The organism is Microcystis sp. T1-4 (genome assembly GCF_000297435.1).
GTDB lineage: Bacteria > Cyanobacteriota > Cyanobacteriia > Cyanobacteriales > Microcystaceae > Microcystis.
In genome coordinates this window covers 1-16,399 of sequence record NZ_CAIP01000176.1, presented here as the reverse complement: position 1 = coordinate 16,399, position 16,399 = coordinate 1, and the positions used below count along the sequence as shown (strand labels likewise).

General features: G+C 38.3%; 16 protein-coding genes. 6 read left to right on the top strand and 10 right to left on the bottom strand.

From position 1 onward, the window contains the following. The first annotated feature begins 135 nt into the window (after positions 1 to 135). Positions 136 to 1,110 carry a tRNA lysidine(34) synthetase TilS gene (tilS, locus tag MICAI_RS10830; RefSeq protein WP_008201575.1) on the top strand — a complete coding sequence of 325 codons (975 nt, stop codon included), beginning with the start codon at positions 136 to 138 and terminating at the stop codon, positions 1,108 to 1,110. A 208-nt stretch (positions 1,111 to 1,318) separates the two neighbouring features. Beyond that, the gene (locus MICAI_RS10825) at positions 1,319 to 3,619 is read left to right on the top strand and encodes an ATP-dependent helicase (protein ID WP_008201572.1); all 2,301 of its coding nucleotides are present in this window, start codon (positions 1,319 to 1,321) and stop codon (positions 3,617 to 3,619) included. On the opposite strand, the gene MICAI_RS10820 is transcribed toward MICAI_RS10825, so the two are convergent. Then, positions 3,584 to 3,823, bottom strand: coding sequence for a DUF6737 family protein (locus MICAI_RS10820; RefSeq protein ID WP_039899993.1), 240 nt, complete (start codon positions 3,821 to 3,823; stop codon positions 3,584 to 3,586). The genes MICAI_RS10825 and MICAI_RS10820 overlap by 36 nt on opposite strands. A gap of 246 nt (positions 3,824 to 4,069) precedes the next feature. Here MICAI_RS10820 and MICAI_RS10815 point away from each other — a divergent pair, with 246 nt between their 5' ends. Further along, on the top strand, positions 4,070 to 4,636 hold the full coding sequence (locus tag MICAI_RS10815; protein WP_008201570.1) for a hypothetical protein: 567 nt from the start codon (positions 4,070 to 4,072) through the stop codon (positions 4,634 to 4,636). A 34-nt stretch (positions 4,637 to 4,670) separates the two neighbouring features. On the opposite strand, the gene MICAI_RS10810 is transcribed toward MICAI_RS10815, so the two are convergent. The 3 genes from MICAI_RS10810 to MICAI_RS10800 all read right to left on the bottom strand — a co-directional run bounded on the left by MICAI_RS10810 (position 4,671) and on the right by MICAI_RS10800 (position 6,952). Further along, complete coding sequence (locus MICAI_RS10810) at positions 4,671 to 5,552, bottom strand: 4-hydroxybenzoate solanesyltransferase (RefSeq protein WP_008201568.1); 882 nt, start codon at positions 5,550 to 5,552, stop codon at positions 4,671 to 4,673. Positions 5,553 to 5,894: 342 nt separating this feature from the next. Further along, positions 5,895 to 6,392 carry a DUF427 domain-containing protein gene (locus MICAI_RS10805; protein WP_008201566.1) on the bottom strand — a complete coding sequence of 166 codons (498 nt, stop codon included), beginning with the start codon at positions 6,390 to 6,392 and terminating at the stop codon, positions 5,895 to 5,897. A gap of 44 nt (positions 6,393 to 6,436) precedes the next feature. After that, positions 6,437 to 6,952, bottom strand: coding sequence for a DUF1499 domain-containing protein (locus tag MICAI_RS10800; protein ID WP_008201564.1), 516 nt, complete (start codon positions 6,950 to 6,952; stop codon positions 6,437 to 6,439). 70 nt (positions 6,953 to 7,022) lie between these two features. On the opposite strand from MICAI_RS10800, the gene MICAI_RS10795 reads away from it, so the two are divergent. Then, positions 7,023 to 7,226, top strand: a complete 204-nt coding sequence (locus MICAI_RS10795; protein WP_002742962.1) for a hypothetical protein — start codon at positions 7,023 to 7,025, stop codon at positions 7,224 to 7,226. Between the two features lie 73 nt (positions 7,227 to 7,299). Here MICAI_RS10795 and MICAI_RS10790 read toward each other — a convergent pair whose 3' ends face one another. Further along, positions 7,300 to 7,764 carry an SRPBCC family protein gene (locus tag MICAI_RS10790; RefSeq protein ID WP_002736419.1) on the bottom strand — a complete coding sequence of 155 codons (465 nt, stop codon included), beginning with the start codon at positions 7,762 to 7,764 and terminating at the stop codon, positions 7,300 to 7,302. Positions 7,765 to 8,210: 446 nt separating this feature from the next. Beyond that, the gene (locus tag MICAI_RS10785) at positions 8,211 to 8,459 is read right to left on the bottom strand and encodes a hypothetical protein (protein WP_002762990.1); all 249 of its coding nucleotides are present in this window, start codon (positions 8,457 to 8,459) and stop codon (positions 8,211 to 8,213) included. Between the two features lie 324 nt (positions 8,460 to 8,783). On the opposite strand from MICAI_RS10785, the gene MICAI_RS10780 reads away from it, so the two are divergent. Next, positions 8,784 to 8,981 (top strand): type II toxin-antitoxin system HicB family antitoxin, encoded by a 198-nt coding sequence (locus MICAI_RS10780; protein WP_002762992.1) that lies wholly within the window; start codon positions 8,784 to 8,786, stop codon positions 8,979 to 8,981. Between the two features lie 291 nt (positions 8,982 to 9,272). Next, positions 9,273 to 9,542: a hypothetical protein gene (locus tag MICAI_RS10775; protein WP_002736772.1), complete on the top strand. Its 270-nt coding sequence runs from the start codon at positions 9,273 to 9,275 to the stop codon at positions 9,540 to 9,542. A 173-nt stretch (positions 9,543 to 9,715) separates the two neighbouring features. Here MICAI_RS10775 and MICAI_RS10770 read toward each other — a convergent pair whose 3' ends face one another. From MICAI_RS10770 to MICAI_RS10755, 4 genes are all read right to left on the bottom strand, one after another. Next, positions 9,716 to 10,132, bottom strand: coding sequence for a putative toxin-antitoxin system toxin component, PIN family (locus MICAI_RS10770; protein WP_008201558.1), 417 nt, complete (start codon positions 10,130 to 10,132; stop codon positions 9,716 to 9,718). Beyond that, the gene (locus MICAI_RS10765; protein ID WP_002737030.1) at positions 10,119 to 10,367 is read right to left on the bottom strand and encodes a hypothetical protein; all 249 of its coding nucleotides are present in this window, start codon (positions 10,365 to 10,367) and stop codon (positions 10,119 to 10,121) included. Before MICAI_RS10765 ends, MICAI_RS10770 begins: the two co-directional genes overlap by 14 nt. A 234-nt stretch (positions 10,368 to 10,601) precedes the next feature. Beyond that, positions 10,602 to 12,881, bottom strand: a complete 2,280-nt coding sequence (locus MICAI_RS10760) for a GTPase domain-containing protein (RefSeq protein ID WP_008201554.1) — start codon at positions 12,879 to 12,881, stop codon at positions 10,602 to 10,604. 22 nt (positions 12,882 to 12,903) lie between these two features. Next, positions 12,904 to 16,368 carry a GTPase gene (locus MICAI_RS10755; protein WP_008201553.1) on the bottom strand — a complete coding sequence of 1,155 codons (3,465 nt, stop codon included), beginning with the start codon at positions 16,366 to 16,368 and terminating at the stop codon, positions 12,904 to 12,906. Positions 16,369 to 16,399 lie beyond the last annotated feature (31 nt).

Here is a 16,399-nt window from a genome sequence, read left to right as displayed (position 1 = left end):
ATCAGTTATCAGTTATCAGAAGATTGCTTTTATTTATTCTTCCCAATTCATAATTCATAATTCATAATTCATAATTCATAATTCCTTCTCCCGTTCTAGTTATCTGTCATTTGTCAAGTAAATAAATCTAAAATTTTGGCTAATTTTTGGACACCTCTCCATACTCGTCTGGAAACCACGGTGAAAAAGGGACAATTACTACCTAAAAATGCGTCTCTGTTAGTGGCATTATCGGCAGGTCAGGATTCCCTCTGTTTGGGTCAATTATTGCTGGATTTGCGCTCTCGTTGGGGTTGGCACTTGGCGATCGCTCACTGTGATCACCGTTGGTCTTGCGACCGAGGATTAGTGGCTCATGTGCAGAAAATCGCCGAAATTTGGCAATTACCCGTTTATATTGCCACCGCACCCCCCATGGCGGAAACGGAAGCCAAGGCCCGACAATGGCGTTATCAAGCTTTACAAACAATCGCCCAAGAACAGGGTTTTGATTATCTTCTCACGGCACACACGAGGAGCGATCGAGCGGAAACTTTTCTTTATAATCTCACGCGCGGAGCCGGTAGTGATGGACTTTCTGCCTTAACTTGGTGGACAAGTTTAACCCCGGATATTTTTTTAGTCCGTCCCCTCTTAAATGTCACTCGCGAGGAAACTTTCGCTTTTTGTCAAAGTCGAGAATTACCGATCTGGTACGATCAAGCTAATGAGAATTTACGCTATGCTCGCAATCGCATCCGTCGGGAATTATTACCCTACCTGCAAACTAATTTAAATCCCCAAATTGAAAAACATCTCGCCCAAACTGCTGAAATTTTGGAAGCAGAAAGCGATTATTTAGATAGTATTGCCCGGGATATTTTTCGTCAGGTTATCGATCTAGATCAACAAAGACTCGATCGCTCCCCTTTACAAATTCTACCTCTAGCGATACAAAGACGAGTGATTCGTTTATTTTTGGCTCAATATTTACCCTCATCGCCTAATTTTGCCGAAGTTGAGTCAGTGGTTAATCTCATTACTGGTGTTAATCGCGATGCCACTTCTTCCTTAACTGGCAAAATCCGGGTAGAAGTACAACAAAATTGGCTATATATCAGTTATCAGTGATCAGTTATCAGTTATCAGATTACAGTTTTAAGTGGACAGTGTTAGGGGAAAAATTCGCTACTTTCTTTTCACTGATTACTGATTACTGTTCACTGAAAAGCCCCATCTCCCCATTCTAGTTATCTCTAGCTAACTTTTACAGCAATTAGTTTAAGGATAAACTAAAATAGTAATACAATTAAACTAAAAATAAAATTGGCGGGGCATAATGAGCGAAACTAAAGTAATTAATCGAGAAAATTTACTGGTAAATCTCCGGCAACAACTGCGAGCCGGACAACAGGAATTAGCCGATTGGCAAGGGGGAAAAATGGCCATTTCTGCGGTGCCGGGAGCGGGAAAATCCCACAGTTTGGCCGTAGCTGCCGCCATGGTTATTGCTCGTGAGCAACTTCATGCTAAAAAACAGTTAATTATTGTCACCTACACCCGCTCGGCTGCCGCTAGTATTAAAGCTAAAATTAAACAACGCTTGCAAGATTTACAACTTTCTGCTCAAGGTTTCAGCGTCCAAACTCTGCACGGACTGGCCCTACAATTAGCCCGTCGTTACCCAGAATTATCGGGATTAGACCTCGAATCTTCTACATTAGTTATTCCGACTCCTAGCCACAGAATTATTAGAAACTCGGTGGAAAAATGGCTAATTGCCGATCCAATTCGTTATCAAAAGTTATTAGAAGGAGTGGAATTTGATGGGGAAGAAACAGAAAGATTACGCCGTCAATCGGTGCTGAGAACCGAAATTTTACCTAGTCTTGCCTATACGGCCATTCATGAGCTAAAAAGTTCGGGATTATCACCGCAGCAAGTCTGGGAATTAAGCCACTATAGCGACGATAATTATCAAATTCTCGCTATGGCTAGTGGTTTGTACCAACAGTATGAAATCCTGATGCGTCAGAAAAACTATATAGATTATGATGACATGATTTTAGGAGCCTTGCGAGTATTAGATGAAGAAAAAATTCGCCGACAATGGCAAAAATCTGTCTTTGGAGTTTTTGAAGATGAGGCACAGGATTCTAGTCCTCTCCAAGAAAAATTAATTACTATTTTAGCAAAAAATAATGACGGGGAAATACCTAATTTAATTCGCGTCGGCGATCCCAATCAAGCCATTAATTCTACCTTTACCCCCGCCGATCCTGTTTACTTTAATTGGTTTTGTGAAAGTTGTCAAAGCGAAGGCAATTTATCGACTATGAACCAAGCAGGTCGCAGCAATACTAAAATTATTGAAGCTGCTAATTTAGTGTTACAATGGGTCGATCGAGATTGGAAACAGGGAAAAGATAATCATAAAGTTACCGAGGCTCCTTTTCGGGTTCAAGCGATTCTTCCCGTCAGCGCTGAAGATCCCCAACCTAATCCAGTCAAGGAGGGAAAAGGATTAGAAATTTATCAACCTGATGATATTTATCAAACAGTGGAATTAATTGAAAAACGTCTAGTTAAATTACTCCAAGAAAACCCTCAACATAATGGGGCTATCCTCGTTAGAGAAAATCGACAGGGACACTTTTTTGCTCAAAAATTTGCCCATTTTTACAAAAGTTATCAAATCAGAATTTTTGAAGCTAACGAGATTGATCGCTTTTCCCAAATTCCCGCCGAAATGCTGAAACTATTAGCTTTTGTCGAACGTCCCCACTCTCCCGATTATCTGAAAGCGGCTTTAGAAGTGCTACAATTGAGGGGTTTAATTACTGCCCAAGACTTAAATCCTTTAGTTACCTATCCCGAACAATTTCTCTATCCCACTCCCCTCGATCCCGAACTCAAATCTAACGAAAAAATCGCCCGTCGTTATTGCTGCAGTTTACTAAAAGCTAGATTAGAATTACCCCATTATCAACTCCTATCTTTTTTCGCTATGACTCTCCAATATTCAGGGTCAGAATTAGCAACTTTGCAAAAATTAACCGCCCGTATTTATCAGGAAACTGCTGGTAATAGTTCTCTGAAAAACACAATTAATACTCTTAATGAAATTATCGCCTCTGAGCGCTTTGAAGGGGTGGAAGAAGATAACGACGATTGTTATACTCGTCCCGGACAACTGACGATTATTACTATGCACAAAGCCAAGGGTTTAGACTGGGATTATGTTTTTATTCCCTTTCTTCACGAAGATATTATTCCTGGCAAACCTTGGGTTCCCAATGGGGCGAAATTTTTGGGAGATTTTACCCTCGCAGAAGTAGCCCGGGCGCAAATTCGAGCAGCGGTTCATCAACGCTATTTAAACCCCGACAGCATACCAATTATTCCCCCACCTTTAAGTGCTTGGTTAGAAGCTGGACAACTTAAAAAAGCTGAAGAATACCGACTTTTGTATGTAGCGATGACACGAGCAAAAAGACTTTTATGGATGTCGAGTGAAAAAAAAGCTCCCTTCCGTTGGAACACTTTTCGCGGAGACGAAAGTAGTCAATTACAGGATAAAAATCCCTGTCCTGTCTTTCCTGTTTTAATCAATGCTTTCCCCGATTCTTTCTGTGTTTAACTGTTGCTGCAGCGTCCGCGGATAAAGAATTAGGAAGACAAACCACCACAGGAGTATGGGAATAGATAGGAGTAGAGTTAACCAGAGACGCTGGGTTAAAAACCAACAGCCGGCAATCAGGGCAATTCCTGTCAATAAAATCGACCAAGGTTGACACCAACGGGGTTTGTTGTCCCAAACGTTATCGGATTTCGAGTTAGACATTAGTTAAGGGGCGGTAATTTACTAACTTGATTTTATCGTACCTGACTATTCAGATCACTGCTATAATTTTGGGAAATTCTAAGTAGGTGGGTGGAATTAAATATAAAATGAACGTAGGTTGGGTTGAAGCATGAAACCCAACGCCCGCATGGGTTACGCTACCGCTAACCCATCCTACAAATAATTGTGCCTACCTACTTATCAATAGATTTTCTTATCTCTAGACAAACTAAGCTAAATTTTCCTATGATTGATGTCTTTTATCCGATTCCCAAGCTGTTAGATACTATTCTGACGGAGATTTATGCCGAAAATCGCCGTAAACATGAAGAAAGAATGGCCGAATTACAAATAATCTCTAATTCTTCCCTTCGCGATGCCTACGCCCAACAGCTATTATTAGATCGATTTCTTTCTCCCGTGGAAAATGCTCAACATAGCATTCAAAATGCCGCTAAACACGCTCAGTACATGGCAGAAGTAGTTAATTATTATCATCGTGACCATGGCTGTAGTCAAGAGCAAGCCCAAGAAATATCCCGTCAATTTCGGGCTTTAGCGGTTAAAATTTCTCAAATTGACTCTCTTTACGATTTAAAAATCATTTATCAAGTGGTTACTGTTTTCACCCAGCAATTATCAAGATTTAAACACCGAGAAAGAAATTATTCTTGGGAAAGGGAAATCAGAAAGGGTATTTTAAATCCCTTAAATACCTGCATTGCTGTGGAAAAAAATTTTCAAAGACGGGTAGCTTTGATGACTGGTGAACCCGCATCAGCTAAGGTAATGGGATTATTAGAGTCAGAATAGACAAACTGACTCTAGGGACATTTTTGGGGGAGTTTTAATACAAACTCCCCGCAATCATAGCCGCTAATAAAATAAAACCGACCCAAACATTTTGACCGAACATTTGACCATAAACTGGTTTGGGTAAATCCGATTGACGTAACAGCCGGTATTGACGCAACCAAGCGATCGCCGCTAGACCCAACCCTAGCCAAAAAGAGGCTGATAACTGCATTTTTTGCCCCTCCCAAGCCAATAAACCTACTGTTAGGGCAAAAAAGACCCCCACGGCTTCCGGGGCGTATTTGCCGAAAAATATGGCACTAGAGTTAATACCAACCTTGAGATCATCCTCTCGATCGGACAGAGCATAAATTGTATCAAATGCCAATGTCCAAAAAATCACCGCTCCCCATAATATAAATGTATTACTATTTAACGACCCAGTGACGGCACTCCAACAGATTAAAACCGCAAAACCCCAAGCGAGAGAAAGAACCAATTGGGGTACAGGAAAAAAACGCTTGGCGAGGGGATAGCAGATAATCAAGGGAACGGCGGCCACACATAGGCAAAAACTCAGGAAATTGAGATATAAAGCTAAAATTGCGGCGCAAAAGAAAGCAATCAGAGCGATAATCAAACCAACCTTGATCGATAAAGCTCTGGCCGCTAAAGGACGGTTACGAGTGCGATCGACCTGTGGATCGATATCCCGATCCCAAAGATCGTTAACCACACAGCCGGCGGCGCTAGTAGCCAAAGTTCCCAAAACGATCACCCCGATCAAGGGTAGCGGTGGCACCCCGTCTGCCGCCAAAAATACCGCCCATAAAGCGGGAATCATCAAAATTAACCTACCGGCGGGTTTATCCCAGCGCAAGAGGCGAATAATCGTCATCCAAGTGGGTTCTAGATCGGGTTGGGATATAGTCATAATTTCTCGTAAAAAGTAGAAACTAGGAGTTAAGGGGAATTATGAATTATAAATTATGAATTATGAAGTGGGAAGTGGGGGGATGGGGAAGTGGGGGAGTGAGAATTATGAATTAAGTGGGTGGGTGGAATTAAATATAAGATGAACGTAGGTTGGGTTGAAGCATGAAACCCAACGCCTGCATGGGTTACGCTACCGCTAACCCATCCTACAAATAATTGTGCCTCCCTACTTATGAATTATGAAGTGGGAAGTGGGAAGAAAAAAGCTGCCTCCTGCCTTTTGACTTTTGACTTTTGCCCCTTCTGACAAGTAGCATAATGCCCAAAGGACTTAACGTGATTACCAGCCCCAACTATTGGGAACCCCTTTAAACGGACCAACCACATCGGGGGTTATCCATCCCCCGTAAAAGTTGCCCGGTTGCGGTTGTACTAATTCACCGTCGGCATAACAAGCGGTCATTTTGGCAGGATAAAAAGCCAGATAATTCTTAATTGCCTGAAACTCTGGTGTCGGGTCCGGATAATACCAAGCGACGTTAATTGCCTGTTGATCCCCAACGGCGATATTGTAATATCCCGCTAGACCTTTCCACTCACAAAAAGACTTTTCTGCTGTGGCTTGCAGGTATTCCATTTTAATATCTTGGGGCGGTAGATAATAAACTGGAGGATGACTGGTTTCTAGAACTCGATAACTGCTTTTAGTATCGGCAATTATCACCCCATTAAAGATAATTTTTAGGTGTTTAGGCGATAATTCTAGGCGCGGGGGACGAGGATAATCCCAGACGGATTCCTGTCCTGCTTTTGCTGGTATCGGTTGGGGACGAAACATAATTTTTCTTATATTATTCTCCGAGTCAGTTCACTGTTTACTGATTACTGATTACTGATCACTGAAAAGAGTTTTCTCAGGGTTTCCACTCGTTCTCGATTGACATTTAAATCCGATTCTCCTAACCGGGAGGCCGAGCGAACATCGATCGCATTTTTGCTAGGATTAAGAGAAAATTCCACATCATCGACAAATCCCATCCATTGACTGCTAAATTCGGCGTAGAGATAGTTACTATCTTGGTTAATAATTTTAGTTCTCGGTTGGGAGGCGATAATTTTAGCTAATTGCTCGATCGCTTTTTCACCGCTACCCTGATAACTAAGGGGTTCGATCGCATGAGCCTGATCCTGACTCTGACTACTAACACAATTAGGAGTGACCGGACAAGGAGCCAGTTTACCTTCCCTGACTCCCAAATAATCGGGACGAGTACCGGCGAATAAACTGACGCTATCGGGAGCAATTAACCTAATTCCTAGCCAGATGAGCAGTATTCCTAGGAAAATAAACGGGGTTAGCCGGAAAGATTTTTTCACCGTGTCAGAAGTTTCAGTCATGCTAGTCTTACAGAATCACTTCAATTAACTTAACATTGATAGGTGTGACAATATCAGGAGATAGAATAAGATGTTTCTCGATGAATTACAACCCGTTGTTAAAGAACTGATTCAACAACCGATCGCTTTTTTCGGTGGTTTTGCCTCTGGATTACTGCGCTTGAAACTTTCGGACGATCCCCTCAAAAAATGGTTAGAAGAGCAGGGATTAGTCAGTTTTAACGACAATAATCAGGATAACGGCAACGGTCCCCAGTCGATCTCGATCGATTAGGGATCAGGGGTTAGCTGTTGGGGGTGAGGGTATTCTCCCATCCCCAAAACCCCCCGCTTACCACCCCATCAGCTTAACTTGTTGCTGAAAGTAGATAAATTTCCTCAGCTACTCTTTTTAAGCGTCTTAATTGCGCTTCCATATCCTTTTTAGTCCATTTGGCGGCGAATTGCTGGAATCCCCACCCCACAACTGGATTAGGAATCGCAAACTCAAAACGATTGATTAAACAAGTGCCGTCATCATTGGGTTGACATTCCCAGCGATCGCATCCGCGAAAAAAGCCTTCAAATTGCCAGACAATTAACCCCGGTTCTCTCTCAATCACCGTACTTTTCAGCGTTGGCTGAATTAGGGGGATTTGAATCAAAAAACGACTTCTCCCACCGATATCGGTCTTCCAATCGCCGATAGGTTCACAAACTAACACCGGATTCAACCAACGACGCATTAACTCTAAATCCGTGATACAACGCTCCACCGTCGTGGCACTAGCTTTAATCTGAATTGATTGTTCAAATACTTGACAAGATGACATTGATCTGCTTATAAGTGGGTGGGTGGAATTAAATATAAGATGAACGTAGGTTGGGTTGAAGCATGAAACCCAACGCCTGCATGGGTTACGCTACCGCTAACCCATCCTACAAATAATTGTGCCTCCCTACTTAAATTGCTGGCTGAGAATTATCGGTAGTCGGACAAAAATAAAGTTCACTGTTTAGACAAGGCAACAGTAAGGGTTTCGGCCTTGGTTACATTTCTTAACATAGTCTTGTTTATAGCCTTTCTCATCAAGATAAAGTGTAACCTAATTTGCTATGGACGACCGGCGATCGACTCCCCAAAACGAAAACTTCCTACCTCAGCATTAAGATAACTGCTCTCAAGCTCACTTTTTCACTAGCTTGACAAATTCTCGAAAACGTTGGCGTAAACTCTCAATATTAACTGATAATAACATTGGTATCGAGAACAAAGCGTCTAGTCATCTTCATTTAAGAGAGATTCTAAAATTTCAAGGGTTAATCCTCTCTCTTGTGCTTTTTGTCCAATAGTATCCATCGTTTTATATAATTTGTCCAGAGATTCTTTTCTAGATAAATTTGAAGATTGAACATAAAAAGCGATTTTTTCTGCTATTTTTTGACGCTCTTCTTCCGTTGCATTCCAATAAGTTTCAGCAACATCTAAAGGAACTTTGATTAGGATTTCTGTTTGATAGTTTGTCATAATTATATTTTTTTAGTTTAGTAATAAAGAAATTTAGTCGAAATTAATAGCTTCCCTTCAGCCAGCGTTACAGTCTAGAAGTTTCAGTTACTCTAGCGCATTGTTAAACTGATTGTCAAGTTTAGTTACTCTCAATTTAATATCTGTAATTTACTTTGGTTGCGAAAAACCAGTGCCGCTAGTGTAAGTATTCTCCAGCGCCGGGGCTAAATCTAGAGATGACGTTGGGGGGAAGGCTAATGTGGGAACGGTAAATAAATTTCGCTGAGTTGCTTGCTATGATTAGGGGTAATTATTAACACTTCTTAAAGAGCGAGTGGGAAAATGAGGCAAGTCATTGTATATCGAGACGAAGATGGCTATTGGATTGTGGAGTGTCCAAGTCTCAAGGGCTGTGTTAGTCAGGGAAAAACGAAAGAAGAAGCCTTGATTAATATAAAAGAGGCGATTGCCGGTTATATTGCGGCTTTAGCGGAAGACGGCCTGCCGATTCCAGCAATTATTAGAGACGTTGAAGTCTAACCATTATGAGCGGAATTAATCGCGAGATTTTTCTTGACACTAAGCATATTTCTAAACATCTACCGAATACTCCACAATCACGGAGATTACTGTTACGAGGACGAGCTATTCATGTGTTTAAAGATGAAGATACAATGCTACGAGTTATTCAGGCTATCATGGAAAGGGGTGAATACACGGGCAATGTTCGAAACTATGAGCGCTATGGGCTATTCTTTGCCGAAGCGATTGGTTGTCGTATCAGCCCAGATGGTTTAAAGTCTTCTTTATTCTACGGCGAGGTTAAGATTAATGCAAACAACGAATATCACGCAATTCCTCGAACCCGACCTAGTGAAGGATAATTGGCGCTTCCTAGAAGTTTGGGTGGATTCCATGCAGTCCCCTCCCTATATCCTGCTAGTGTTGATCGATAAGGCGAGGGGGTGTTATGTTTTTGATCCTGCTGAAAAGTACCGTCTCGTCAAGGCGTTTCCAGATTATGAAGAGGCTCAACTCTGGCTCTTGGAAGATGAATACGAACCGATTGAAGGACGATTATCTAGTGAGGAAAGCGCTTAGATTTGTTTAAACTTGTCGTTTGGAATGAAGTCAGAATATCGCCTTACCAGTGCCGTTAGGGTAAGCACCGAGATAGTTACGAATGGAGTCAGGTTTGGGTAATTGGCGCTAGGATTATCGGAGGATTTTCTTTCGGCACTGGTAGAAAACAATTAGGAGGATTTATAATTAATTTACTTGTTGAATAAAAAATCATTAACTGTAACAATATTAATAGACAAAAAAGGATGTAAAATAAGCAAATCTTGATCTCCTGTAATGATCGATTCTGCTTGACCATTAACGGCTAATTCCAAATATTTATTATCTTTAGGATCTCGACAAATATCTGTCATAAAGTCCATTTTTAAGATAAATTCAACAGTTTGAGATAAATCCAATAAAAATTGTTGACGTTCTTCAAGGGTAATATAGCGGTCAAATTTGGGGCGAAATAAGACGGTTTCTAGTTCTTGCCAAGTAGCAGGGGATACAATAATAATTCCTAATTGTTGGGCTTTTTTCAAAGCAGTATTAGGTTTACTATTGGGGGATAAAACGGAACTTATAATAATATTAGTATCCAGAACAAATCGTCTATTCATCTTCATTTAAGAGAGATTCTAAAATATCAGGAGTTAATCCTCTCTCTTGTGCTTTTTGTCCAATAGTATCCATTGTTTTATATAATTGATTTAGTGATTCTTGTCTTGATAAAGTTGAAGATTGAACATAAAAAGCGATTTTTTCTTCTATTTTTTGGCGTTCTTCCTCAGTTGCATTCCAATAAGTTTCAGCAACATCTAAAGGAACTTTGATTCGGATTTCTGTTTGATGATTTGTCATAATTATGTTTTCTCAATTTAATAGTCAAGAAGGTTAACAGACTGAGAGATTTTAATTAGCAAGACTTGTACTGAGCTTGTCGAGATATGTCTATCCCACAAGGGAGAATAGTGGGGCGAGCAAGCATAGTTATAGTGATTTGGTCTCATTGGCTATCCTACAAACTATTTTATCATATTGATTCCCAATTTTATTCAACCCCACTTAGTCCCGATATATCTTTTCCATTTATCATCAGATTACTCCTCTAAATAAGTTATAAAGTAAAAATTTATAAAGTAAACATGGGATAGACAATAGGACATGAAGCCATCTCAATATGATGGGCAAAGCAAAAGAGATAATAACTATTTTGTAAAATCCATAATTTAACATAAATTTATATACTAATATGACAGCCATAAAAGAGATAAAAAATATTAAAGCTTTTACCCAAATAGATTCAGCTTCGCCTACTGCTGACCAAATCACTTTTCCCAATTCTAATATACGCCACAAAAAATATATTATAAGCCCCAACAAATATTTAGCATCTTCCCACAAAATCTGAAAGAAAAATTTCAAGTAATGACTTATCAGAATAAAACATTGAAACAAGAACTCTGGAAGAATTGCCTTAGCAATTGGAATAATTTTTTCAAGAATAAGGAGGAGAATAAAGAAGGGAACTAAGGGAAATACAAATAAAAAGACAGAAAAGTAGACAAATAATCCTCGTCGAGATTTTTGGGTATTCTCAAGATTTTCTATCATGGGAGAATTTCTTTCTACAAATGTTTTTATTGCAGACAAATCAAAACTTTGATCAAGAATCAAATTTATATTGCTCATTAGCAAATCTTTTAATTCTTTTTCACTTAGTTTTTGCTTTTCATCTAATAAATTGAGATCAGTTAACTTTTTGAAAAATGAATCATAAGAGTCTATGAGATTTTTGAATTGATTTTTGTCTTGAAAATTACTATTGACAATCGCTAAACATAAACATTGTAAAAAACAAATACCATGCAGTCCAAGAGTACGATAGGTGCTATGTGAATATTTTTTCAGGCAGATTCGTTCTCGCCCTTCCAAAGAGATGCCATTATAAACATTTTTTTGTACATCAAGAACCTTTTTTCTTACTTTTCTTTTGTAAAAACCAATGAATTTCTTAGTTTGATATTCTTTTTCCCATTTTCCTGTTGTCCAGTAATCAATGAAACCTCGCTGTGCATACTTGGTTTCATGATAAAATATAGGTTGATCAGGATCGTCTTCCCATCCCTCTATCCATTTATAGAATTCCACATCCTTATAAACAACTTTTGGAAATGGAACATAAAACTCTACAAGTGTTGCTTCATAATGATTTTCTTGGCAATTATTAATAACTGTTTTAATGAGATTATTAATAATTTCTTCAAAATCTAGATAAGAATTCTTGATTTTTTGAACATCAGAATCAGACGGATTTTGACGTTGCTGAATCAAGGTATGAAAATAAAAATCTAATAATCTGAAATACTGTTCATTTAATAGTTTAGTGATCGCAACTAAATACAAATCATACCCAAAATCAGCAACACCCTGCTTCTCTGAAAAATCAACGAAATCATTCCATAATAATTTGCTAATCTCATTTAGATAATCTTTCGCATTTTCAGATGAGGTAGGCTTATAACAAGCAAGATTCACAAAAATGTTAATTAGCCATTTTTTTATCGAATCTATGTATAGCTGTGGTGCTTTTTGATGCTGTGCTAAAATGACTTGTTCCAAGACTAAGCCTCTAGCATCGCCTAAAGATAAAGAAGCTTGTTGAAGTAAACTATCAATTCCTTGACCAATTTTGCAGTTTATTCTAACAATAACTGGCTCTTCTTTTTTATGTCGCTCAACATAAATCTCTTTGATGATTTTCTCTATATCTTCAAAGTTTTGTTTGGTCGCCAAAGGTTTGTTATATTCATCTATTAATACATTTAAACCATATATAACATTATATCCAGATTCAATTAAATCTGTTACATAGTCTTTTTCAGATCTAGACAAGCCTTTATTCGGGTTAATCAAATAAAATACTATATCTGGTTTAAAAGGGAGTTTCTGAAAATCATTTAATTTATATGTATGCTCTTTTGGAAGGCTATTTTGTCTGTAAGTAGCGACGGTAATCTCATCAATATTTGGGTAACTAGGAAATTGCTTTAAGCCTAATGTGGCTCGGTTATAATTTTCTAATCGCCCACCTTCTTGTCTTCCACCACCATCTACACCGGGTAGATCAAAAAATCTAAATCCACCAGAGAAGTCAATCAAATTGACAACTTGTGTGGTATTCTGCCTTCCTGTCGAAAGAAAATAATTTTCACCAATTAACCTGTTACCAAGAGTTGTTTTACCACTTGCAGATCTACCTGTTACAAATATATTAATGTAACTAGAATTAGGGGGTAGGTTTTTAAGTTGTTCAGTAATTAAATTGGCTCTTATCTCCGCAAGAGATGGTTTATTAAGTTGATGAATATTCATTTTGTACCCCCTAACAGGTTGTTTAAAGTAGTGCTTGCATGAGAATTGATATAATCTCATTTTCTGCTTTTTTCGAGTCAGAGTTACTAATAATCTGTTCAATTCTCGATTTTAAATTGCCAATCTTGAGGTTTACTTCTTTTTCACCAGCTCCATAAATACGATTAAAATTATCAATATTTTCATCTGGTAAACTTTCAACTCCTAAGCCTATTGCTAGAATACCTTTGATGATGTCATAACCACCCTTCAAGTATCTCAGTCCGATTAGTTTTTTTTCATATCCTGTTCGTTTTTGAATAACTCCATCACTAACTTCGACCTCCTCCATATCTATCTGTTCAAATGATGTTGTTTGATGTACTTGAACTTCCTCGGTGTAAACGATTTCTTCGTTGCCCCATAAAAAGTTGCCTATTAGACCTCTATTTATTGGTATTTTTTCTGGGTTTTCAACTTTAATTACTTGCTCTTTTTTGACATTATCGTATATTGGCTTTAATACAGTCCTAAAGTTCTCAATTGTTTCATATATCGGTATTTCTGTTATCTCTTTTTCAGTACGAGATTCTTTTGTTTGTCCTGCAAAATCAGAAACAACTCCATAGGCATTTTCTCCATTAGGAACTTCTTTTTTGAAAACTCTTGAGGAATAGCTATATACTGCTGCATAAGAACCCAGTACAATATCACTGCTGTTATCAAAGGATTGATCTACCTTGAAAGTTGCCAAACGACTAGCGATATAAATTAGGGCTTCACGAAACTTTTTACTTCTTACCATTCTAGCTTTTTCTTTTAACTTATCACCCAGCACTTCTTCCATTTTTCCGAGTTTATCCGCAGGAAGTAACTTACAAATTTCTTCTGCAATTTTATCTGCACCAAGTCCTGTCAGTGAGTTAATTTCAATAATTACAGGCTTAGTGATATGATCACGGTAAACTTCATTGTAAATATTGGTAATCATTTTATGAACATCCTCAATATTTTCTTTTGTATATTTCGGACTACCATTCTTGTTTAAATGTAAATTCAGAGCAATTATGACATTGCTAGAACCTCGTTTCTTTTTTTGAGTAGATAGTAAATCATATAAGTAATCTTCATCATCATTTACAAAACCTGCGTGGGGTGCAATAACATACAAAATTACATCAGCCCCATTTATTAACTGATTTTGTGTTGATTGCCATTCTTCTACAAGTATAGTTTCTTGTTTGGCCTTATTGGTACTTTGATAGTCAGTGTAATCAGACAAAGTAAATTGTGTAATAGGAGCAGTTGGTCTTCTTTTTGAAAATATTTGATCTATGCCTAAAGCAGCCCTATTAATATTTTCAAAATCTTGCTTCGATGCCACACCAGGTAGATCGAAATATTTTAAATTATTAGCCGATTGAAAACAACCAACATCGTCGGTACAATTCATATATCCGGTACTTTTCATGGCTTTTTGCTTACTATCAAAAATGGTATTTCCAAGAGACGTTTTACCTGCACCAGTTCTTCCTGTCACATAAAGATTAACAGTAGAAGCAAATCCTTCTTGATTTCTATAGTTGTCAAGAATAACTTCTCCAGCAATTCTGTCTGGATCTAAATTTGAGGGGTCTAATAGTCTCAAAACTTCTGGGCGATCCGAAAAAAGTCTTTGTAAACTCTTTAGAATTTCAGTAGCTTGTTGATTTTCCTTGTTGCTGTTCATGGTTGGTTCTCCTTTGGAAGAATTTTGATTTTTGATGTCTGTCTCACTAATGTTATCACATTTTTTAGAATTTGGGTCTGTAATCTTTGGTGATTTCTCGAACTCCATCATTGATACATTTGAAATAATACCTAACCTATCCAAAAACTCCCAACCAGCTATAAGACTCTTAACCCCTGCGCTTTGACTTCCATCAATCCTATCGACATCCTTAACTTTATCTAACAATAACTTTAAAGACTCCAAAAACGGCTTATCTTCTTGATAAATAATCCGTTTCAAAAGCTGACAATCAGCGTCATTGTCGAGATCAAAAACCTTGTCCGAAGGCGCATCATTAGCTCGTAACCAATCTGAAAAAGCCTTATTACCTTGCTCTAAAGCCAAACACCGATACTCGCTTGGTAAATTAGCTAAAGATAACGCTAACTCCATCCGAATTTCATGGCCACAATAGGCAAAATCCGACCTCAAACTATTATAGAACTCTCCGTAAACCTTCACAATGCTGGAAATGGCTTCCTGCCAAAACTCCGAAGTTAACAGAGGGTTATCCCGATATTTTTCTAACAGATAAGGAATTAAACTAGGCAATAAAGGAGTATTTTCCCAAGAATTACCCAAAAAGAGAATGTCAGCATAAAGCCCGATCGCTAAACAATGCCATACCGCCAAATATCGATAAAATGTTTTGTAGTCTTCTTCGGTGATTTTGTATTCCTTGCGAATGGGTAAATCGGTAACACCAATTTGTTTTAACTCAGCAATTTCTGCTAACTCTTGGTAATAAATCTGTAAATTTTCCTCATCGACCTTCCCTAAAGCCTTAATATATGCTTCATCTTTACCACTAGCCTTGATTTTTTCTCGTTTTTCTTCCCATTTCAAGGCTCTTTTTTTAGCAGATTCATGAAGCAAATGAGAAACGGATTGACTCGATAAAATGGAAGAGCGAGTAAAGGAAACATCACCACTAAACCAATATCCCACACTGAAATTTAGTTCGTCGAAGGGAATTTTTGTATCCAAGATTAAAACAGGAATGTTTTTCAACTGTGAATGCAGAGATAATAAAGCCGCATTTCCACCCTGGCTATTAGAAATCCAATTTCCATTTAAGAATTGAACAGGCCATTTTTGATTACCAGCATAACCCTGGCCAAGAAACTGATGAATTTCTTCCGCTAAAGTATCTTCAACGCCAGAAATATAGGGTTTTCCTGTTTTGGGATCATAATTTAGTTGCGGCGGTGAAATTAACACCTGTAAAGGCATCACCCGATGGGCAAAAGAATTTTCCAATATATCAAAAGCTGGATTATGAATAGGCGATTTATCTTCCCTAAGCCTTTCCCGCATTTGTATTAAAGCATTTCGATGCTGAATTTGGGTCAAATCACGCTGAAAATCTTGCTGTAACTGCAAAATATCATACTGAATCTTCTTTTCCTGCTCAAAACGCCATTTTTGAAAATCCAGATTTTTTTGATTAATCGCAAAGTTAACCTGCGCCCGAAAAGCCTCAATTTCCTTCGCTCTTTCGTGGTTAAGTTCAGCTAATTCTCTTTGAAATTCTTGATTTTCTCTTTGTTGCAATACGGAAAATTTTAATTGATTATATTGCAATTCTGCGGAATGCTTTCTACTTAATCGAGCAATTTCTTCGGAAGAATCCCGATTTAGCCGACTGATACTTTCAGAAGATTTACGATTTTCTGATGCTGACCAAGCATTAATACCGCTTGATGCTAATAAGCTTAAGCCATACATCCAAGACATATTTCTAAATCCTCCATAATGGTTTTTTGTC